At 58.8% G+C, this 16,326-nt stretch carries 19 protein-coding genes and 1 tRNA gene; 6 read left to right on the top strand and 14 right to left on the bottom strand.

Annotated features, from left to right (window positions below):
- Window positions 1–102: 102 nt before the first annotated feature.
- The gene (locus tag KCG87_RS23835) at window positions 103–315 is read left to right on the top strand and encodes a hypothetical protein (RefSeq protein WP_096796226.1); all 213 of its coding nucleotides are present in this window, start codon (window positions 103–105) and stop codon (window positions 313–315) included.
- Between the two features lie 33 nt (window positions 316–348).
- Here the strand turns inward: KCG87_RS23835 and KCG87_RS23830 are convergent, their stop codons facing one another.
- The 8 genes from KCG87_RS23830 to KCG87_RS23795 all read right to left on the bottom strand — a co-directional run bounded on the left by KCG87_RS23830 (window position 349) and on the right by KCG87_RS23795 (window position 7,994).
- Window positions 349–1,377 carry a nucleoside hydrolase gene (locus tag KCG87_RS23830; RefSeq protein WP_096796176.1) on the bottom strand — a complete coding sequence of 343 codons (1,029 nt, stop codon included), beginning with the start codon at window positions 1,375–1,377 and terminating at the stop codon, window positions 349–351.
- Between the two features lie 45 nt (window positions 1,378–1,422).
- Window positions 1,423–1,827 carry a D-ribose pyranase gene (gene rbsD, locus KCG87_RS23825; RefSeq protein WP_098964629.1) on the bottom strand — a complete coding sequence of 135 codons (405 nt, stop codon included), beginning with the start codon at window positions 1,825–1,827 and terminating at the stop codon, window positions 1,423–1,425.
- On the bottom strand, window positions 1,824–2,741 hold the full coding sequence (gene rbsK, locus KCG87_RS23820; protein WP_210558988.1) for a ribokinase: 918 nt from the start codon (window positions 2,739–2,741) through the stop codon (window positions 1,824–1,826). The genes rbsD and rbsK overlap by 4 nt, the downstream gene beginning before the upstream one ends.
- Window positions 2,742–2,765: 24 nt before the next feature.
- A complete protein-coding gene (locus KCG87_RS23815; RefSeq protein WP_027611551.1) occupies window positions 2,766–3,785 on the bottom strand; it encodes a LacI family DNA-binding transcriptional regulator in 1,020 nt (339 codons plus the stop codon).
- Window positions 3,786–3,788: 3 nt separating this feature from the next.
- The gene (locus KCG87_RS23810) at window positions 3,789–4,766 is read right to left on the bottom strand and encodes an ABC transporter permease (protein ID WP_007961238.1); all 978 of its coding nucleotides are present in this window, start codon (window positions 4,764–4,766) and stop codon (window positions 3,789–3,791) included.
- Entirely contained in the window at window positions 4,763–6,316 is a 1,554-nt protein-coding gene (locus KCG87_RS23805; protein WP_098964633.1) for a sugar ABC transporter ATP-binding protein, read from the bottom strand. The genes KCG87_RS23810 and KCG87_RS23805 overlap by 4 nt, the downstream gene beginning before the upstream one ends.
- A 57-nt stretch (window positions 6,317–6,373) precedes the next feature.
- On the bottom strand, window positions 6,374–7,330 hold the full coding sequence (locus tag KCG87_RS23800) for a sugar ABC transporter substrate-binding protein (RefSeq protein WP_003226388.1): 957 nt from the start codon (window positions 7,328–7,330) through the stop codon (window positions 6,374–6,376).
- Between the two features lie 208 nt (window positions 7,331–7,538).
- Window positions 7,539–7,994 (bottom strand): hypothetical protein, encoded by a 456-nt coding sequence (locus KCG87_RS23795; RefSeq protein ID WP_027611549.1) that lies wholly within the window; start codon window positions 7,992–7,994, stop codon window positions 7,539–7,541.
- A 348-nt stretch (window positions 7,995–8,342) separates the two neighbouring features.
- On the opposite strand from KCG87_RS23795, the gene KCG87_RS23790 reads away from it, so the two are divergent.
- From KCG87_RS23790 to KCG87_RS23780, 3 genes are all read left to right on the top strand, one after another.
- Window positions 8,343–9,431, top strand: coding sequence for an asparaginase (locus KCG87_RS23790; protein WP_027611548.1), 1,089 nt, complete (start codon window positions 8,343–8,345; stop codon window positions 9,429–9,431).
- Window positions 9,432–9,608: 177 nt separating this feature from the next.
- A complete protein-coding gene (locus KCG87_RS23785) occupies window positions 9,609–9,899 on the top strand; it encodes a DUF1654 domain-containing protein (protein WP_003226395.1) in 291 nt (96 codons plus the stop codon).
- Between the two features lie 4 nt (window positions 9,900–9,903).
- Complete coding sequence (locus KCG87_RS23780; protein ID WP_003226397.1) at window positions 9,904–10,593, top strand: endonuclease I family protein; 690 nt, start codon at window positions 9,904–9,906, stop codon at window positions 10,591–10,593.
- 55 nt (window positions 10,594–10,648) lie between these two features.
- Here the strand turns inward: KCG87_RS23780 and KCG87_RS23775 are convergent, their stop codons facing one another.
- Together KCG87_RS23775 and KCG87_RS23770 are read right to left on the bottom strand one after the other, a co-directional pair.
- Window positions 10,649–11,560 carry a siderophore-interacting protein gene (locus tag KCG87_RS23775; protein ID WP_098964638.1) on the bottom strand — a complete coding sequence of 304 codons (912 nt, stop codon included), beginning with the start codon at window positions 11,558–11,560 and terminating at the stop codon, window positions 10,649–10,651.
- 86 nt (window positions 11,561–11,646) lie between these two features.
- Window positions 11,647–12,015, bottom strand: a complete 369-nt coding sequence (locus KCG87_RS23770) for a sporulation protein (RefSeq protein WP_047293271.1) — start codon at window positions 12,013–12,015, stop codon at window positions 11,647–11,649.
- A gap of 250 nt (window positions 12,016–12,265) precedes the next feature.
- Between KCG87_RS23770 and csrA the strand changes: the two genes are divergently transcribed.
- Window positions 12,266–12,460: a carbon storage regulator CsrA gene (gene csrA, locus KCG87_RS23765; RefSeq protein ID WP_003179932.1), complete on the top strand. Its 195-nt coding sequence runs from the start codon at window positions 12,266–12,268 to the stop codon at window positions 12,458–12,460.
- 224 nt (window positions 12,461–12,684) lie between these two features.
- Here the strand turns inward: csrA and KCG87_RS23760 are convergent, their stop codons facing one another.
- From KCG87_RS23760 to KCG87_RS23750, 3 genes are all read right to left on the bottom strand, one after another.
- Window positions 12,685–13,140 (bottom strand): DUF2214 family protein, encoded by a 456-nt coding sequence (locus tag KCG87_RS23760; protein WP_098964639.1) that lies wholly within the window; start codon window positions 13,138–13,140, stop codon window positions 12,685–12,687.
- Window positions 13,141–13,177: 37 nt separating this feature from the next.
- Window positions 13,178–13,441, bottom strand: a complete 264-nt coding sequence (locus KCG87_RS23755) for a hypothetical protein (RefSeq protein ID WP_210558989.1) — start codon at window positions 13,439–13,441, stop codon at window positions 13,178–13,180.
- Window positions 13,442–13,664: 223 nt separating this feature from the next.
- A tRNA-Val gene (locus KCG87_RS23750) sits at window positions 13,665–13,741 on the bottom strand.
- 184 nt (window positions 13,742–13,925) lie between these two features.
- On the opposite strand from KCG87_RS23750, the gene KCG87_RS23745 reads away from it, so the two are divergent.
- Window positions 13,926–15,209, top strand: a complete 1,284-nt coding sequence (locus KCG87_RS23745; protein ID WP_098964641.1) for an FAD-binding oxidoreductase — start codon at window positions 13,926–13,928, stop codon at window positions 15,207–15,209.
- Window positions 15,210–15,354: 145 nt separating this feature from the next.
- On the opposite strand, the gene KCG87_RS23740 is transcribed toward KCG87_RS23745, so the two are convergent.
- Complete coding sequence (locus KCG87_RS23740) at window positions 15,355–16,326, bottom strand: XdhC family protein (RefSeq protein WP_210558990.1); 972 nt, start codon at window positions 16,324–16,326, stop codon at window positions 15,355–15,357.

The following is a 16,326-nucleotide window of genomic DNA, read 5'->3' as shown; positions in this document are numbered from 1 at the left end:
CAAGTGTCGCATAGCGTCGCGCTCATGCCTAAGTCGCAGTGCCAAACGCCCGACAAAGTGGTTAACTCGCTTTCAGACATTCCCGACTTTTCGAGCGCACTTATGAACACCGTAAGCATCTCCGCCGACATCAAGGTTCATTGGCCGAAGGGGCACAGCTCGTACAGCCCGGGCAGTGCGGAGGAGCTGGCGTTGATCAGCATCGATCTGCTGGTCAAGACGATGGGAACCCAGGGCGCACAAACGTTTATCGCCCAGGTGTTCGAGCGGTACCAGCATGACGGCGAGAACACGCAGGACACCGAGAGAAAATAAAAACCCGCAGGCTGGCACCTGCGGGTCACAGCCTTACTTCAAGCGCTTCAGACGCTCGGTCAGCAGATCGAAGAAGCCTTGAGCATCCCCATTTTCCACCCAGAAGGCGTTCTTCGGCGCCTTCAGACCGTCATACCAGTCAACGATGGTCTGGCCAAAAGTCGGACCTTCGCGACTATCCACCACAACGTTCACCGAACGACCGGTGAACAGCTCAGGCTTGAGCAGGTAAGCGATAACGGTAGCGTCGTGCACCGGGCCGCCCGGGATGCCGTAGTGCTCCATGTCACCCTTGATGTACTCGTTGAGGATGTCGCCAACAATCTTGCTTGCGTTGTTGTTCAGTGCAGCAATCTGTTTCAGGCGTGCGTCGCTGGTGAGGATCTTGTGGGTCACGTCCAGCGGCAGGTAGGTCAGTTTCACGCCGCTCTTGAGTACCACTTCCGCCGCTTGCGGGTCGGCGAACAGGTTGAATTCAGCCACCGGGGTGATGTTGCCGCCATTGAAGTGCGCACCGCCCATGATCACCACTTCCTTGATGCCATTGACGATCTCCGGCTCCTGGATCAGCGCCAGCGCCAGGTTGGTCTGCGGGCCAAGCATGGCGATGGTGATGCTGTGCGGCTTGGCTTTTTTCAGGGTGTCGATCAGGTAGTTGACCGCATTGCCTTCGGCCAGGCCTTTTTTCGGCTCATGCACGGTGACACCCGACAAGCCTTCTTTGCCATGGATGTTCTCGGCGTAGATCGGCGTACGCATCAGCGGTTTCGGCGCACCGGCATACACCGGAACGTCTTCGCGCCCTGCCCATTCTCGAGCCAGGCGCGCGTTGCGCGATGTCTTGTCGAGGCGCACGTTGCCAGCCACGGTGGTCAGTGCACGAATGTTCAGTTCATCCGGCGAAGCCAGGGCGAACAGCAAAGCGACTACGTCGTCGGCACCCGGGTCGGTGTCGATGATCAGGTCGATCTTTTCAGCAGCCTGAGCGCCGGTGGCGGTAATAAAAGACAAAAGCAGCAGACTCCGAAGCAATTGGTGGAGTTTTTGAGCATAGCGGTGCATGGCGCATTCCTTGTGCTGATGAAAATGAAAGGGTCGGAAACCCGATTAGAACGTTACCCCGGCCACCAGCACGATGTTGCAGTACGGCTGACATTCGCCTGTACGAACAATCGCCCGCGCCTGTCGGCTGAGAACCTTGAATTGCTCATGCGTCAGCAGCTCGCGCCGACCGAGGGCACCCTCTTCCTGCAACTCGTCCAGCGCGACCAGGGCGGTCGGCTGCTTGTCGAGGATTTCGTTGGCCAGCACATGGCTTTCCACCTGCATCTCGCTGAGCACGACTTTCAGGGTACTGACAAAATCCGGAACGCCGTGGGTCAGCGCCAGATCAATCAATTCAACACCCGGTGGCACCGGCAGTCCGGCGTCACCGATGACCACCATGTCACCATGGCCCAGGGAGGCGATCAGCCGCGACAACGCGACGTTGAGCAGAGGAGTCTTTTTCATGCGGGTTTGAACGCCTGTACGTCGGACATGGTTGGAATGGAAGGTTGTGCGCCGGCCCGGGTCACAGACAGCGCTGCCGCGACTTGCCCGTACCGGATCGCCTCGGCCTCGGATTTGCCACTGGCGAGCGCCGCAGCAAAACCGCCGACGAAGGTATCGCCCGCGGCGGTGGTATCGACCGCCTGCACCTTTGGCGCCGGGAAGTGCTCGAAACCTTTGCCATTGGCAAACAGTGAACCTTGCGCACCGAGGGTAATGATGACCTTGCCCGCGCCCATTGCGATCAACTGGTTGGCAGCGCTTTCTGCGCTTTGCAGCGAATCGACCGGCAACCCGCTCAACGCGGATGCTTCACTTTCGTTGGGGATCAGGTAGTCGATGGCGGCAAACCAGTCTGCCGGCAACGGACGACTGGCCGGCGCCGGATTGAGGATGACCGTTTTACCCAGCGTACGTGCACGCTTGAGCGCATGCCCTACCGTTGCATCCGGGATCTCGAGCTGGCAGATAATCACGTCGGCCGCTTGCAGCACCGCATCAAAACGGTCGATCACTGCCGGGGTCATTGCACCGTTGGCGCCAGCAACGATCACGATGGCGTTCTGACTGTTGTCATCGACCACGATCAGCGCCACGCCACTGGAATCTTCGACCGTGCTCACCGCCTGACAATCGATCTGCTCAGCCAGCAACGCGTCACGCAATTGCACGCCGTAGTCATCATTGCCAACACAGCCGACCATCGCCACCCGCGCACCCAGGCGCGCAGCAGCGACTGCCTGATTGGCGCCCTTGCCGCCGGACACGGTGGCAAAGGAATGACCGATCAGCGTTTCACCGCCCTTGGGCAGCCGTGGTGCCCGGGTGACCAGATCCATGTTCAGGCTGCCTATTACCACTACATTTGCTGGCATACATCACTACTCGTCAATTCGGTTTCAGCGGTACTCGGTGAATACGCCGGACAGCGGCGCAGTCGATTCGCGCAAGACAATACTCGGGGTCACGATCCGTTGATCGGTGACCAGACTCGGGGTAGCAATCCTTCGCAGCAACACTTCGGCAGCCATCTCGCCCAACTGCAGGATCGACTGGCCAACGGTGGTCAGCGCCGGGTACACGTAGCGACTCATCTGGATATCGTCGAAGCCGATCACCGACAGCTCGCTCGGTACGCGGACATTGCGCTCGGCCGCCGCGCGCAGCACACCGATCCCGATCATGTCGTTACCGGCGAAGATCGCACTCGGCGGATTGCTTTCAAGCAGGATCGCTGCCGCGTTGTAACCACCGGTGCTGGTGAAATCGCTTTCCAGCATGCGCTCGGCCCGTACCTTGATGCCCGCCTCCTGCAGCGCCCGACAAAAACCGGCCTGACGCATTTGCGCCACGCTGGTGCTCGACGGACCACCGATGGTGGCGATGTCACGATGGCCCAGCTCCAGCAGATGCCGCGTCGCCAGATAAGCGCCATACTCATGGTCGATGCGCACCAGGTCGGCGTCGACGCCATCCAGCCCGCGGTCGACGATGACCATCGGCGTTTTCACCCCGGCCAGCCCTTGCGCGAGCCCGATGTCGCCACCGGCGGAGGCGACGATCAGGCCGTCAATGCGCTTCTCCAGTAGCACGCGCAAATAGCTGCGCTGTTTTTCCGGGTTGTCGTCAGAATTGCACAGGATCACGCAGTAGCCGTTACGCTCGCAGTAATCCTCGATACCCCGTGCCAACTCGGCAAAATACGGGTTGAGGCTGTTGGGCACCAATAAGCCAATGGTCGCAGTGGTCTTGGCTTTCAGCGAACGCGCCACCGCACTCGGCACATAGTCGAGGCTTTTGATGGCCGCCTCGACCTTCAACCGCACTTCCTGGCTGACCGGGCGCGTCTTGTTCACCACGTGAGAAACCGTGGTGTAGGAAATCCCCGCGAGCGCCGCCACATCCTTGATCGTTGCCATCTGTTAGCCCCGTCGACTGGCGCGCTGGCTGCGATAGGTATCGAGCACTACCGCGATGACAATCACCGCGCCGGTGATGATGCGTTTGGTTGGCTCGGTCGCGCCGATCTGCGCCAGACCGGCGGCCAGTACCGAAATGATCAACACACCGAAAAAGGTGCTGATCACCGAACCACGGCCACCCATCAGACTGGTGCCACCGATCACCACGGCGGCGATCACTTGCAATTCGAGACCGGAGCCGGCATTCGGGTCTGCAGCTTCCAGACGGGAAATCTGGAACAGTGCGGCAATCCCGGCCAGCAGCCCCATCAGGCTGAACACCAGAATCTTGTACGGTTTTGGATTGATCCCGGCCAGCCGCACCGCTTCCTCGTTGGTGCCGATACCGATCAGGTAACGACCGAACACGGTGCGGGTCAGCACAGCTTGCGCAATGAATATCACCAGCAAGGCAATGATGAACGACGGCGAAATGCCGAACGCGATCGGGTTCGACAGCCAGGCAAATGAATCACCAATGTACGCGGTGCGCGAACCGGTCATCTGATACGCCAGACCACGGGCCATTTCCAGCACACCGAGCGAAACGATGAACGACGGAATGCGCCACGCCACGGTGATCGAACCGGTCACCGTTCCCGCCAGTGCCGCCACCGCCATACCCAGCAACGCGGCCGGCAACACGCTCCAGCCCCAGCCGAGAATCGCCACGCTGACTGTCGAAGCGGCAAGTGCCAGCACCGAACCGACCGACAGGTCGATGCCGCCGATGATCAGTACAAAGGTCATGCCCACCGCCAGCACCATCAGATCGGGAATCTGGTTGGCCAGCGTGCTGAAAGTGTCATAGGACAGAAAGTGGCTGCTCATCATCGAGAACAGCGCCACCATAGCCAACAAGGCCCCGGCCAGGCCCAGATAGGTGCCCAGACCGTAGAAATTGCCACTACGTTTGCCGGCGGAAGATGCAGTTTTCATGGGAGATCCCTAGGCGCCGCTTCATTGAGCAACGCATCACGTTTTTGGTAGCCGGCGAACGCGGCGGCAAGCAAATCATCCTGGGTCCAGCTGTCGCGCTCGAAGGTATCGATCAAACGCCCTGCCGACAGCACACCGATCCGGTCGCAGATCAGCATCAGCTCGCGCAGGTCACTGGACACCACCACCAGCGCCTTGCCCTGACGCGTCAACTCGCCCAGCAAGGCGTAGATATCGAACTTGGCACCGACATCGATGCCGCGGGTCGGCTCGTCGAACAACAGCACCGAGCAATCGCGCTCCAGCCAGCGGCCGATCACCACTTTCTGCTGGTTGCCGCCAGACAATTCCGACACCAACTGAGTTGGGCTGGAACTGCGGATGCGCATGGCGTTGATCTGACGCTGCGCCAGGGAAATTTCGTCGCTGGCATTGACGATTCCTGCCCTGGAAATCTCCGGCATGTTGCCCAGGGCGATGTTGGCGCTGATCGACTGACTGAGCAGCAGGCCTTCACCTTTTCGGTCTTCGGTGATCAAGGCAATGCCATGGTTCACCGCATCAACCGGCGAACGCACACTGACCACCTGTGCCGGCGAACCCAGCGCAATCGTGCCGCTGTCGGCCAGATCGGCGCCGAAGATCAGTCGCAGCAATTCGGTGCGCCCTGCCCCGATCAGCCCGGAAATCCCGAAGATCTCGCCGGCGCGCACTTCGAAAGAAACATCGCGCACCTTGTCGGAACGGGTCAGGCCCTGGACCGTCAGTGCCGGGGCGCCGATCTTGCGCGGGCCCATGTCGATGTGTTCGCCCAGTTCGCGGCCAACCATCAAGGTGACCAGTTGCTCACTGTTGTAGTTGGCCATCGGTTCGACGCAGACCAGATTGCCGTCACGCAGCACGGCAATGCGTTGCGCGACGCGCGCCAGCTCTTCGAGGCGATGCGAGATATAGATGATCGAGACGCCACGTGCCTGCAAGCGAGTGATCTGCTCGAAGAGCATTTCCACTTCACGCGCAGTGAGCATCGCGGTCGGCTCATCGAGGATCAGCACGTGGCAATCGCCGATCAGGTTGCGTGCGATTTCGACCATCTGTTGATGGCCAATGCCCAGTTCGCCGACCAGGGTGTCCGGGTCAATGGCATCGAGGCCAACCTGCGCCATGGCCTCGATCGCGGCTTTGCGCAATTGCTTGCGACTGATCCAGCCGCCGTTGCTGGGCAGATTGTCGAGAAACAGGTTTTCCGCCACCGACAGCGTCGGCAGCAGATTGAGTTCTTGCATGACCATGCGCACGCCAAGCTCTTCAGCCTGGGTGCGACTGCCCGGACGGTAGTCCTTGCCCTGGAATTGCATCTGACCGGTGGTGGGCGTAACCAGACCACCAATGATCTTCGACAGCGTGCTTTTACCGGCGCCATTCTCACCGGTCAGCGCCAGCACTTCACCGCGCATCAGCGTCAAGTCGATGCCCGTGAGCACCGGTTGCGCATAGGTCTTACCGATACCGCTGACCGAGAGGACAGCGTTCGGGGCGGAAACTGACATAAAAAACTCTCCATGCGCTCGTCCGGACGGACGAGCGCCGTTGTGTCGCCGGAAGACTTACTTAGTGACCAACTCGACTGGCGTTTCGATCACGCCATTGACGCCGCTGTCGACTTTTTCGCCCTTGAGGATTTTCAGCGCAGTCTCGATACCGAACACGGCCTGCTTGGCAGCGAACTGATCGGCCGTCGCCAGTACACGACCATCCTTGAGCATCGGCTTGATCGCATTGATGTTGTCGTAACCGACCACTTGGACCTTGCCCGCCTTGCCGGCAGCACGCACAGCGGAAACAGCGCCAACGGCCATGCTGTCGTTACCCGCCAGCAGCGCTTTCACATCCGGGTATTCGCTGAGAATCGACGCCGCAACCTTGTTGCCCTTGTCGATCTCCCAGTCACCGGATTGCAAGGAGACAACCTTGATCTGCGCCGCCTCCATCGCATCCTTGAAGCCTGCGGTGCGTTGCTGGGCGTTGGTGGTGGTGGACACGCCTTCGATGATGCCGACCTCGTCACCGGCCTTCAGTTGCTTGGCCAGGTATTCGCCGACCAGACGCGCACCTTTGCGGTTGTCCGGGCCTACGAATGGCACGCTGATGTTTTTGCTTTTGACGATCTGCGGATCGAGCTGGTTGTCGATGTTGATCACAGTGATGCCGGCATCGACGGCTTTCTTGATCACCGGCACCATGGCTTTGGAATCGGACGGTGCGATGACCAGCGCGTTGACCTTGGCCAGAATCATCTGCTCGACGATGCGGGTCTGGCCGGCGGTATCGGTCTCGTCCTTGATGCCGTTGGAGATCAGGTCGAAGTCGGCGGAGTGTTCTTTCTGGTAGGCCTTGGCGCCATCTTCCATGGTCAGGAAGAATTCGTTGGCCAGGGATTTCATGACCAGTGCGACTTTAGGTTTTTCCGGGGACTCGGCGAAAGCCGAAGAGACAGGTAGTGCGGCGGCTGCGGCAGCCAGCATAGCGACAGCAAGAAGACGTCCAGCGAATGGCAGCTTCATGGGTTCACTCCGATCTTATGATTATTGTGAGCAACGCTCGCGCTCGCGCTGGCGTAAGCTTCAGCGCTCTCTTCCGGATAATAGTGCACCGGGGAAGCCGCGCAAACGTTTGCGTAGACCGAACTATGCGAATCCCGCCGACATTTGTCAACAATCAGAAATCGTCGTTGTATTGCGGGGCTCAATCGTCTGATTCACCCCTTACCGCTTAAGCCGTGGTGCTGACCAGGTTGCCGCTGGTGGAATCCTTGGACATTTCCTTGACCAGTGCCGCTGCGACTTCCATCAGCGCGCCGCTGGTTTGCGCGATCTGCCCCTGAACGGACATCACCGCCTGTGATTTGGCCTCGGGCGTCGGATAGCTCGCCGCCTGAGCCGCAGCCAACTGCTGTTGCTGCTCCTGCAGTTGCTTCTGCAATTCCTGCATGCGCTTGAGCAACATTTTTACGGTGACGCTCAGACTGTCGCCGCTGTCAGCGCTATCCGCCTTGCTGGCTTCTTGCGCGGGACCACCGGTGCGAACTTGATTGCTCGGTTCTTTTTCAACGCCAAGCGCCTCGTCGGCCGCATCTGCTTCCGCCTGGTTCATTGCATTGATTGTCGCTGCGGTTTTACCGCCAATGGTGACTGAGCCGGGATTTGAAAAACCGATCGTCAGTGACATGTGAACTCCCTAAATAAACGTTTCCTTCCACAGCCATCGGCCTGCTGACGGGTTTCTTTAGCGGAAAACCTGAACCGGCAAGCCGTTGCGGTCGCCAGGAGGTGTAGTCCCTTTCGGTGAACCGAACACGAAAGCTTCCTTTGTTCGGAAACCCGGATAAGCCATTCACTCAAGAATCCGCCAACTTACAAAATATTGATATAAATCATCAGGTTAAACATTTCTCTAAAGCAAAGTAGCACTGGTACAGATCCTGCTCCCTAGCCTGCACCCCGGGCATTCAGATCGGCACGGGGCGCATCTAGATGAACCTGCATCAGCACCGTCTCACTACTAGAGAGAAAAATAATGAAATCTGCTTTCAACACCTTGGTTCCGGGCGCTTTGGCCCTCCTCCTGCTCCTGCCCACTGCCCTTCAGGCAAAAGAAGTCGAAACCCAGACCAAACTCGCCAACGTCGTGGTGCTTGCCACGGGCGGCACCATTGCCGGTGCCGGCGCCAGCGCAGCCAACAGCGCCACCTATCAAGCGGCCAAAGTCGGGATTGAACAACTGATCGCCGGCATCCCCGAACTGAGCAAACTGGCGAACGTGCGTGGCGAACAAGTCATGCAGATCGCTTCGGAAAGCATCACCAACGACAACCTGCTGCAACTGGGTCGCCGCGTATCCGAGCTGGCCGACAGCAAAGACGTCGATGGCATCGTCATCACCCACGGCACCGACACCCTGGAAGAAACCGCGTACTTCCTGAATCTGGTGGAAAAAACCGACAAGCCGATCATCGTGGTCGGCTCGATGCGTCCGGGCACCGCCATGTCGGCGGACGGCATGCTCAACCTGTACAACGCCGTCGCCGTCGCCAGCAGCAAAGAAGCGCACGGCAAAGGCGTGCTGGTAACCATGAACGACGAGATCCAGTCCGGTCGCGACGTCAGCAAAATGATCAACATCAAGACCGAGGCGTTCAAAAGCCCTTGGGGTCCGCTGGGCATGGTGGTTGAAGGCAAATCCTACTGGTTCCGCTTGCCGGCCAAGCGTCACACCATGGATTCGGAATTCGACATCAAGAACATCAAGAGCCTGCCTGACGTAGAAATCGCCTACTCCTACGGCAACGTCGATGACACCGCTTACAAGGCCCTGGCCCAGGCCGGCGCCAAAGCGATCATCCATGCCGGTACCGGTAACGGTTCGGTGTCTTCGCGCGTAGTGCCATCCCTGCAAGCCCTGCGTAAAGACGGCGTGCAGATCATCCGCTCGTCCCACGTCAACGCCGGCGGCTTCGTCCTGCGTAACGCCGAACAACCTGACGACAAGTACGACTGGGTGGTCGCTCACGACCTGAACCCGCAAAAGGCCCGCATCCTGGCCATGGTCGCCCTGACCAAAACCAACGACAGCAAAGAACTGCAGCGGATGTTCTGGGAATATTGATTGGCCCTCGCCTGACCCTTTCGGGTCGGGCAACCTGCTCACCACTCGCCCGTGCGGCGGGTGGTGCTGCCACTTACGCTGAGCGCGACTTTTTCGTACAAAATAATCGACCCGACTTACACCAAAAGCGGAAAAGCGCTGTCAGAGGATTTTCTTGAATTTTAAGCAGTTGCGAAAATGCTTACAGTTAAATACTGTATGCACGTACAGCTTAATAAGGATAACCTCGTGGCCACCTCTCCTGATGCTCCTGACGCTTACGAACGCATGGGCATGCGCGTTCAGAAAATCATCAATTCTCCTACCGCACAAAAAGCCAAAGCCGCACTGATCTTCCGCCTGCCGGACGAGCCTGTGGATGCATGGGAGCAACTGCTCGAGGAAATCGACGAGAACGACAACGTCACACTCGCCTATCGCGACGATGGCGGCGTGCAGATTTTTTGGGTTGTGCCGAAGGAAGATTGATTCAATGAGTGTCCGCTGTTTTGCTTTGCTGCTGCTGTTCATCGCTTTTGGCGCCCAGGCTGGCGCGCCCCGCACTTTTACCGAGGCCAAAAAGGCCGCCTGGAAACTGTATGCACCGCAGTCCACCGAGTTTTACTGCGGGTGCAAGTACACCGGCAACAAGGTGGACTTGAAGGCTTGCGGCTACGTACCACGTAAAAATGCCAAGCGTGCTTCACGCATCGAATGGGAACACATCGTCCCGGCGTGGGAGTTCGGTCACCAGCGTCAATGCTGGCAGTCGGGCGGGCGCAAGAACTGCACCCGCTATGACCCGAGCTACCAGAAAGCCGAAGCCGACCTGCACAACCTGGTGCCGAGCATTGGTGAGGTCAACGGTGACCGCAGCAACTTCAGTTATGGCTGGCTGCCGGTGCAATCCGGGCAGTACGGCTCGTGCCTGACCCAGGTCGACTTCAAGGCCAAGAAGGTCATGCCGCGCCCGTCGATTCGCGGCATGATCGCGCGCACCTATTTCTACATGAGCAAGCAGTACGGCTTGCGCCTGTCGAAACAGGATCGGCAACTGTACGAAGCGTGGGACAAAACTTATCCAGTGCAGGACTGGGAACGTCAACGCAATCAGAGCGTGGCGTGCGTGATGGGACGCGGCAATGAATTTGTCGGCCCGGTAAACCTGAAAGCCTGCGGCTGATTCTTCAGCGCAAAAGAAAAGGCCTCGAACGTGATGTTCGAGGCCTTTTTGGCTTTTAGCTGCCAGCCTTGTTGTAGCGCCAGTAGCCCATCAGATTGAGTGACTCGCGCGAGATACCGCACTCCTTGATCAAGTATTTGCGCAGACGCATGACCGCTGCGCTTTCTCCGGCAATCCAGCCATAAAAACCTTCAGGGGCCGTGTTGGCGATCTCCCAGAGAATGTCTTTGTCGATATCGACTTCGGCGAGTTCGGCAGCTTGCCCGACCGATGAATCCTCTGCCGGCAGGAACGCCTGCTGCACTGCCTCTACCATCAGCGCCCCAGCCACTACTTCTGGCGTCTGATCGCGAACCAGCCACTGCACCGACAGCCCAGGCCAATCCGGCACCGGGAGCATGTCTGGTGCGCTGTCCACTTCAAAGTAAGCCTGAGTCTGAGGCGGTTCAGCCATGGCAGCCAACTCGTCAAGAATGCCCATGGCGGCCGGCAATGCCGTGGCATCCGCCACCAGCAAAACCTCCTTGAGCAGCTGCGGCGGTTTCCATTCAAACCCGCCGGCGTCCTGCGCGGAAAAACCGCTGTCAGGAGCGAGAATCTGCATAGACGCTCCTGGCTGCGCACGCAGCGCCCAGCGCGACGCGGGCCCGGTTTCGCCATGCAGAACAAAATCGATATCGACCTCGCCTTGCTCGGCGCGCAAATGACGAATGGTGTAGGTGCGCATTGCTGGCCGCCGGCTCGCCAGCATCGAACGAAAACGCGCGTACCAGCCCTCCTCCTGCGCAAGACTTGCAGGCGATCCATCTTCAGCAGGGAAGAACAATTTGACCCGCTGATCCGGCGCCCAAGTGGCCATGCCACCTATCGAAGGGTCGGCGAGCGTGATCCGCATCATGTGCGGACTCACCAGCGTCTTGCGGTGCAAAACCGCATTGAAGAGTTTGTAGGGAGCGGTGGAGGCCATGCGGAGCTCCTTCGGGAAATCGTGATTGACTCGTATAAGACGAATCGCCCGCGATGTCCTTTAGGCAGCTCCGCTGAAAGTGCTGCTTACGGCGCGAGCGGATGCTCGACGATCACCGACTCGACGTTCTGCTTCTTGGCCTTCACCAATGCCGCATCCACCTCTACCTTGCGCGCTTGCGCGTCGGCCTGGGAGTTAAACGGACCAATCAGGATCCGCGTCTTGCCGCTGCTGTCCTTGATCACGGTCGGCACGAACGCATGCTCGATCAACCAGCCACTCAGGTCACTGACAGCCTGAGGCGTTTCGCCGCGTACTTCGAGGTCCCATTGCGGGGCGGACGCCGCCGCAGGTGCGGCCGCGACTGCCGTTTTCGGCTTCTGCACGTCTACACTCTTGCCTTCACCACATCCCGCCAATGCCAGTGCCGCGACCATCCAGACCAGTTTGCGCACAACGCTTTCCTCGAAAATCACAAAGCGCCGATCTTAACATTCATAAATACTTCGCGAGGCCCGCAAAATGGGCACAAAACAACGAGATTGATGATTGCAGCCTCTGTATAGTTACGCCCTGGGAATTAATGCCGCATCTGCGCGTCAGAAAGAGGCACCCAAACCGTGAGACTTCGCACTAATCTATACGTACCACCGACCTCTGCACTGTCTGAATCAGGTGCCCTACAAAGCAATCAAGGAGAAGACCATGCTGATACTCACCCGCAAAGTCGGTGAAAGCATAAATATTGGTGATGACATTACGATCACCATCCTCGGCGTAAGCGGTCAGCAAGTCCGTATCGGCATCAACGCCCCGAAAAACGTTGCCGTGCACCGTGAAGAGATCTATCAGCGCATTCAGGCAGGCCTGACCGCCCCGGACAAGCCACAAACTCCCTGAGCCGCATTGCAGTCAGTAGCCAGTCCATTTGCCTTCGCGTAAGACTGGCTAAAGATTCACGCGCCGTATTGCCATCCGCTCCCCAGTCCACTGGGCACGGCGCCTGACACATCCCTTCTCCGCTTCATTCGCTCCCCTCCCTTTCTCCAGCAGCGCGATACTACCTGCGACTGCCAAGCCTGGCTGTCAGACATTTCCGAGAGGACACAGGGAATTGCTCCCTGCTAGCCGAACGTCACGCCGCGCGCCATGCCGGTAGCTGCAATCATCATCAGTACCAACAGCAGCGCCTCGACATGGCTGATCCGCGCGAACAGCTTTGCACGTCCGGTATCGAGCGCCTTGCCCCGCGCCAATGCGATCCGCCATTTGACCAGCGTGATCATCGGCGCCAGCTCTGTCAGCAGAATCAGTACGAACAACGTCATCTTCAAATGAAACAGCGGCTGGTGCAGATAGTAGTCAGTGCCCTTTTCAAAGCCACCGAAGGCGCGCATGCCACCGGTCACCAGTAGCACCAGCGCAGCAATCCCCCACAGATTATCAGCGAGCAAAACCCGCTTGGCCTCACCGACGCCAGCGGCCAGACGACTGAACGCCGTGCCACGGGTCAACACGGCCCAGAAGCCCAGTGCAAAAGCCAAGAGATGAATTGCGGCGAGAAGCCAGTGAACCAGCATCGACGAACTCCTTTGAGAAAGCCCTGGAAAACGCCAGTCAGTAGTAGTCGAAAAAAGCCGGTTGCGCCCGCACACGATCGTGGGGTTGGAAAGCTTCGCACTGGAAGCCGGGAGCCAAAAAGCGCGATTCACCAAATCGCAGGCAAAAAAAATCCCAAGCAGCTGATGGAAGCTTGGGATTTAAAAATGCATAAACCGTGGTGGTGAACGCGGGACGGATGTTACTGAAGTTCACGAACTGCAACAACATTTTTTTGATAACCGGTCGGTTAAAAATACCGGTAACCCCTTCAATATCCACACTTTTTCAACGGATCCAAAAAAGCACAGAACGCCATATCAACAGATCGTGTTATTTCGAAACACGCTAAGCGCTTGGGTAACGGAAGAGATGCAGTGTCGAGAGATGCGCTGAGGTGGGGGTTTTGAAAAAGCTTTGCAAAAGTTTTGCAAATCGCAGACAACAAAAAAGGGCCCACCTTTCGGTGAGCCCTTCTAGACCGCCCAGCAGAGCGGATTTTGTTTGGTAGGCGCGATTGGACTCGAACCAACGACCCCCACCATGTCAAGGTGGTGCTCTAACCAACTGAGCTACGTGCCTGCTGTGAGGCGGCATTCTACGGAATTCCGGAGGGGTGTCAACACCTTTTTTTCACCTAACCCTATGAATATGCAAAATATTTAATTTCGGGCCGGCAGATAAGATTTTTCCGGTGGCTGGCGGAGGTTTTTCAACTCGGGTAGGATCGACTCACTCGTAAAATATATTAAACAGAGGCTGCAGGATGGCGAACACCCCTTACCCAGAGTCTTATTACGCTGCGTCGGCCAATGCCGTACCGCCACGTCCGGCCTTGCAGGATGATGTGGAGACGGATGTCTGTGTGATCGGCGCCGGGTACACCGGGCTGTCCTCGGCGTTGTTTCTGCTGGAGAACGGTTTTCGCGTGACGGTGCTGGAAGCGGCCAAGGTCGGCTTCGGTGCGTCAGGGCGTAATGGCGGGCAGATCGTCAACAGCTATAGCCGTGACATCGACGTCATCGAGCGCACGGTTGGCCCAAAGCAGGCGCAACTGCTCGGGCAGATGGCCTTCGAAGGCGGACGGATCATCCGTGAGCGCGTGGCCAAGTACAACATCCAGTGCGACCTGAAGGACGGCGGCGTGTTCGCCGCCCTCTCCGCCAAGCAGATGGGACACCTGGAATCGCAGAAGCGCCTGTGGGAGCGCTTTGGCCACACGCAACTGGAACTGCTCGATCAGCGCCGCATTCGCGAAGTGGTGGCGTGCGATCAATACGTCGGCGGCATGCTCGACATGAGCGGCGGCCACATTCATCCGCTGAACCTGGCGCTCGGTGAAGCTGCTGCGGTCGAGTCCCTCGGCGGCACCATCTATGAGCAATCGCCAGCCGTGCGCATCGAGCGTGGTGCCAACCCGGTGGTGCACACGCCGCAAGGCAAGGTCAGGGCCAAGTTCATCATCGTTGCGGGCAACGCCTACCTCGGCAATCTGGTGCCGGAACTGGCGGCCAAATCGATGCCGTGCGGCACTCAGGTGATCACCACCGAACCGCTGGGCGATGAATTGGCGAAAACTCTGTTGCCGCAGGATTACTGCGTCGAAGACTGCAACTACCTGCTCGACTACTACCGACTGACCGGCGACAAGCGTCTGATCTTCGGCGGCGGCGTGGTTTACGGTGCGCGGGATCCGGCGAACATCGAAGCGATCATCCGCCCGAAAATGCTCAAGGCGTTCCCGCAACTCAAGGACGTGAAGATCGATTACGCCTGGACCGGCAATTTCCTGCTGACCCTGTCGCGTCTACCGCAGGTTGGGCGCCTGGGCGATAACATCTACTATTCGCAAGGCTGCAGCGGCCACGGCGTGACGTACACGCATCTGGCCGGCAAGGTACTGGCCGAGGCGTTGCGCGGTCAGGCCGAGCGTTTTGATGCGTTTGCCGATCTGCCGCATTACCCGTTCCCCGGCGGGCAGTTGCTGCGCACGCCGTTTGCGGCATTGGGTGCGTGGTATTACGGGTTGCGTGACAAGCTGGGCTTCTGATCAGTTTTCTTGACTGGCAAACAACTGTGGCGAGGGAGCTTGCTCCCGCCGGGTCGCGCAGCGGACTCTCTTTTATCTAAAAAGAAGGCCTGCTGCGCAGTCCAGCGGGAGCAAGCTCCCTCGCCACAAATTTGCAGAATCCAGATCAGAGCTGGTCTCGGGCAATTCCGCTACGAATCCGCAAGATATCCGCCAGCACCGCCAAAGCAATCTCCGCCGGTGTTTTGCTGCCCAGGTTCAGGCCGATCGGCGCATGAATCCGCGCCAGCTCGACCTCCCCCAGCCCACCAATCCTGCGCAGGCGCTCGAAGCGTTTCTGCGAAGTCTGCTGCGAGCCCATGACGCCGATGTAAAACGCCTCGGTGCACACCGCCTCCATCATCGCCAGATCGTCGATGCGCGGATCATGGGTCAGCGCCACCACCGCGGTATCGCGATGACAGCCGCCATCGGCGATGAACACTGACGGCAACTGTCGACGAATCTCCACGCCGTTGAGCACCACGCCTTCGAGCACTTCATCGCGCGGATCGCAGAGAATCACTTCGAAACCCAGACCCACCGCGAACTCGGCACAGGCCTGCGCCACGCTGGAGTATCCCGCCAGCAACAGACGCTGAGCAGCACCGACGCGAATCCGCACCCGATCAATCTCGCGCTCGATGCGCGCACCCTGCTCGCGATCAGTGAACAGACTGCGCGCACCGCTGGCCAGATCGACCTCGCGAATCAAACGGCGCTGGCCGAGCAATGCCGATTCGAGTTCACGCAGATGCGCCTGCACCTCGCAGTCGGCGTCAAATTTCTCTACCAGTACGTCGAGAATGCCGCCACAGGGCAGGCTGACCCGCGAGCGCGGATCATCACCTTCGCCGTAACGCACCACGTTGACCGCATCGAGAAACGCACCTTCAGCGACGCGCTCGAGAAAGTCTTCCTCAACACAGCCACCGGACAGCGAGCCGATCCACTGGCCTCTATCGTTCACCGCCAGCAGCGAACCCGGTGCACGCGGCGCCGAGCCGTAAGTGGTCAGCACGGTGCAGAGCCAAATGCGCTGCCCCGCTACCGACCACTCCAGTGCCCGCCGCACAACCTGTAGATCGAGATGCTGCAT

The organism is Pseudomonas sp. MWU347 (genome assembly GCF_017947305.1).
Classification (GTDB): domain Bacteria; phylum Pseudomonadota; class Gammaproteobacteria; order Pseudomonadales; family Pseudomonadaceae; genus Aquipseudomonas; species Aquipseudomonas putida_A.
The sequence above is the reverse complement of the archived record's forward strand: the minus strand, read 5'-3'. Positions and strand labels throughout refer to the sequence as shown.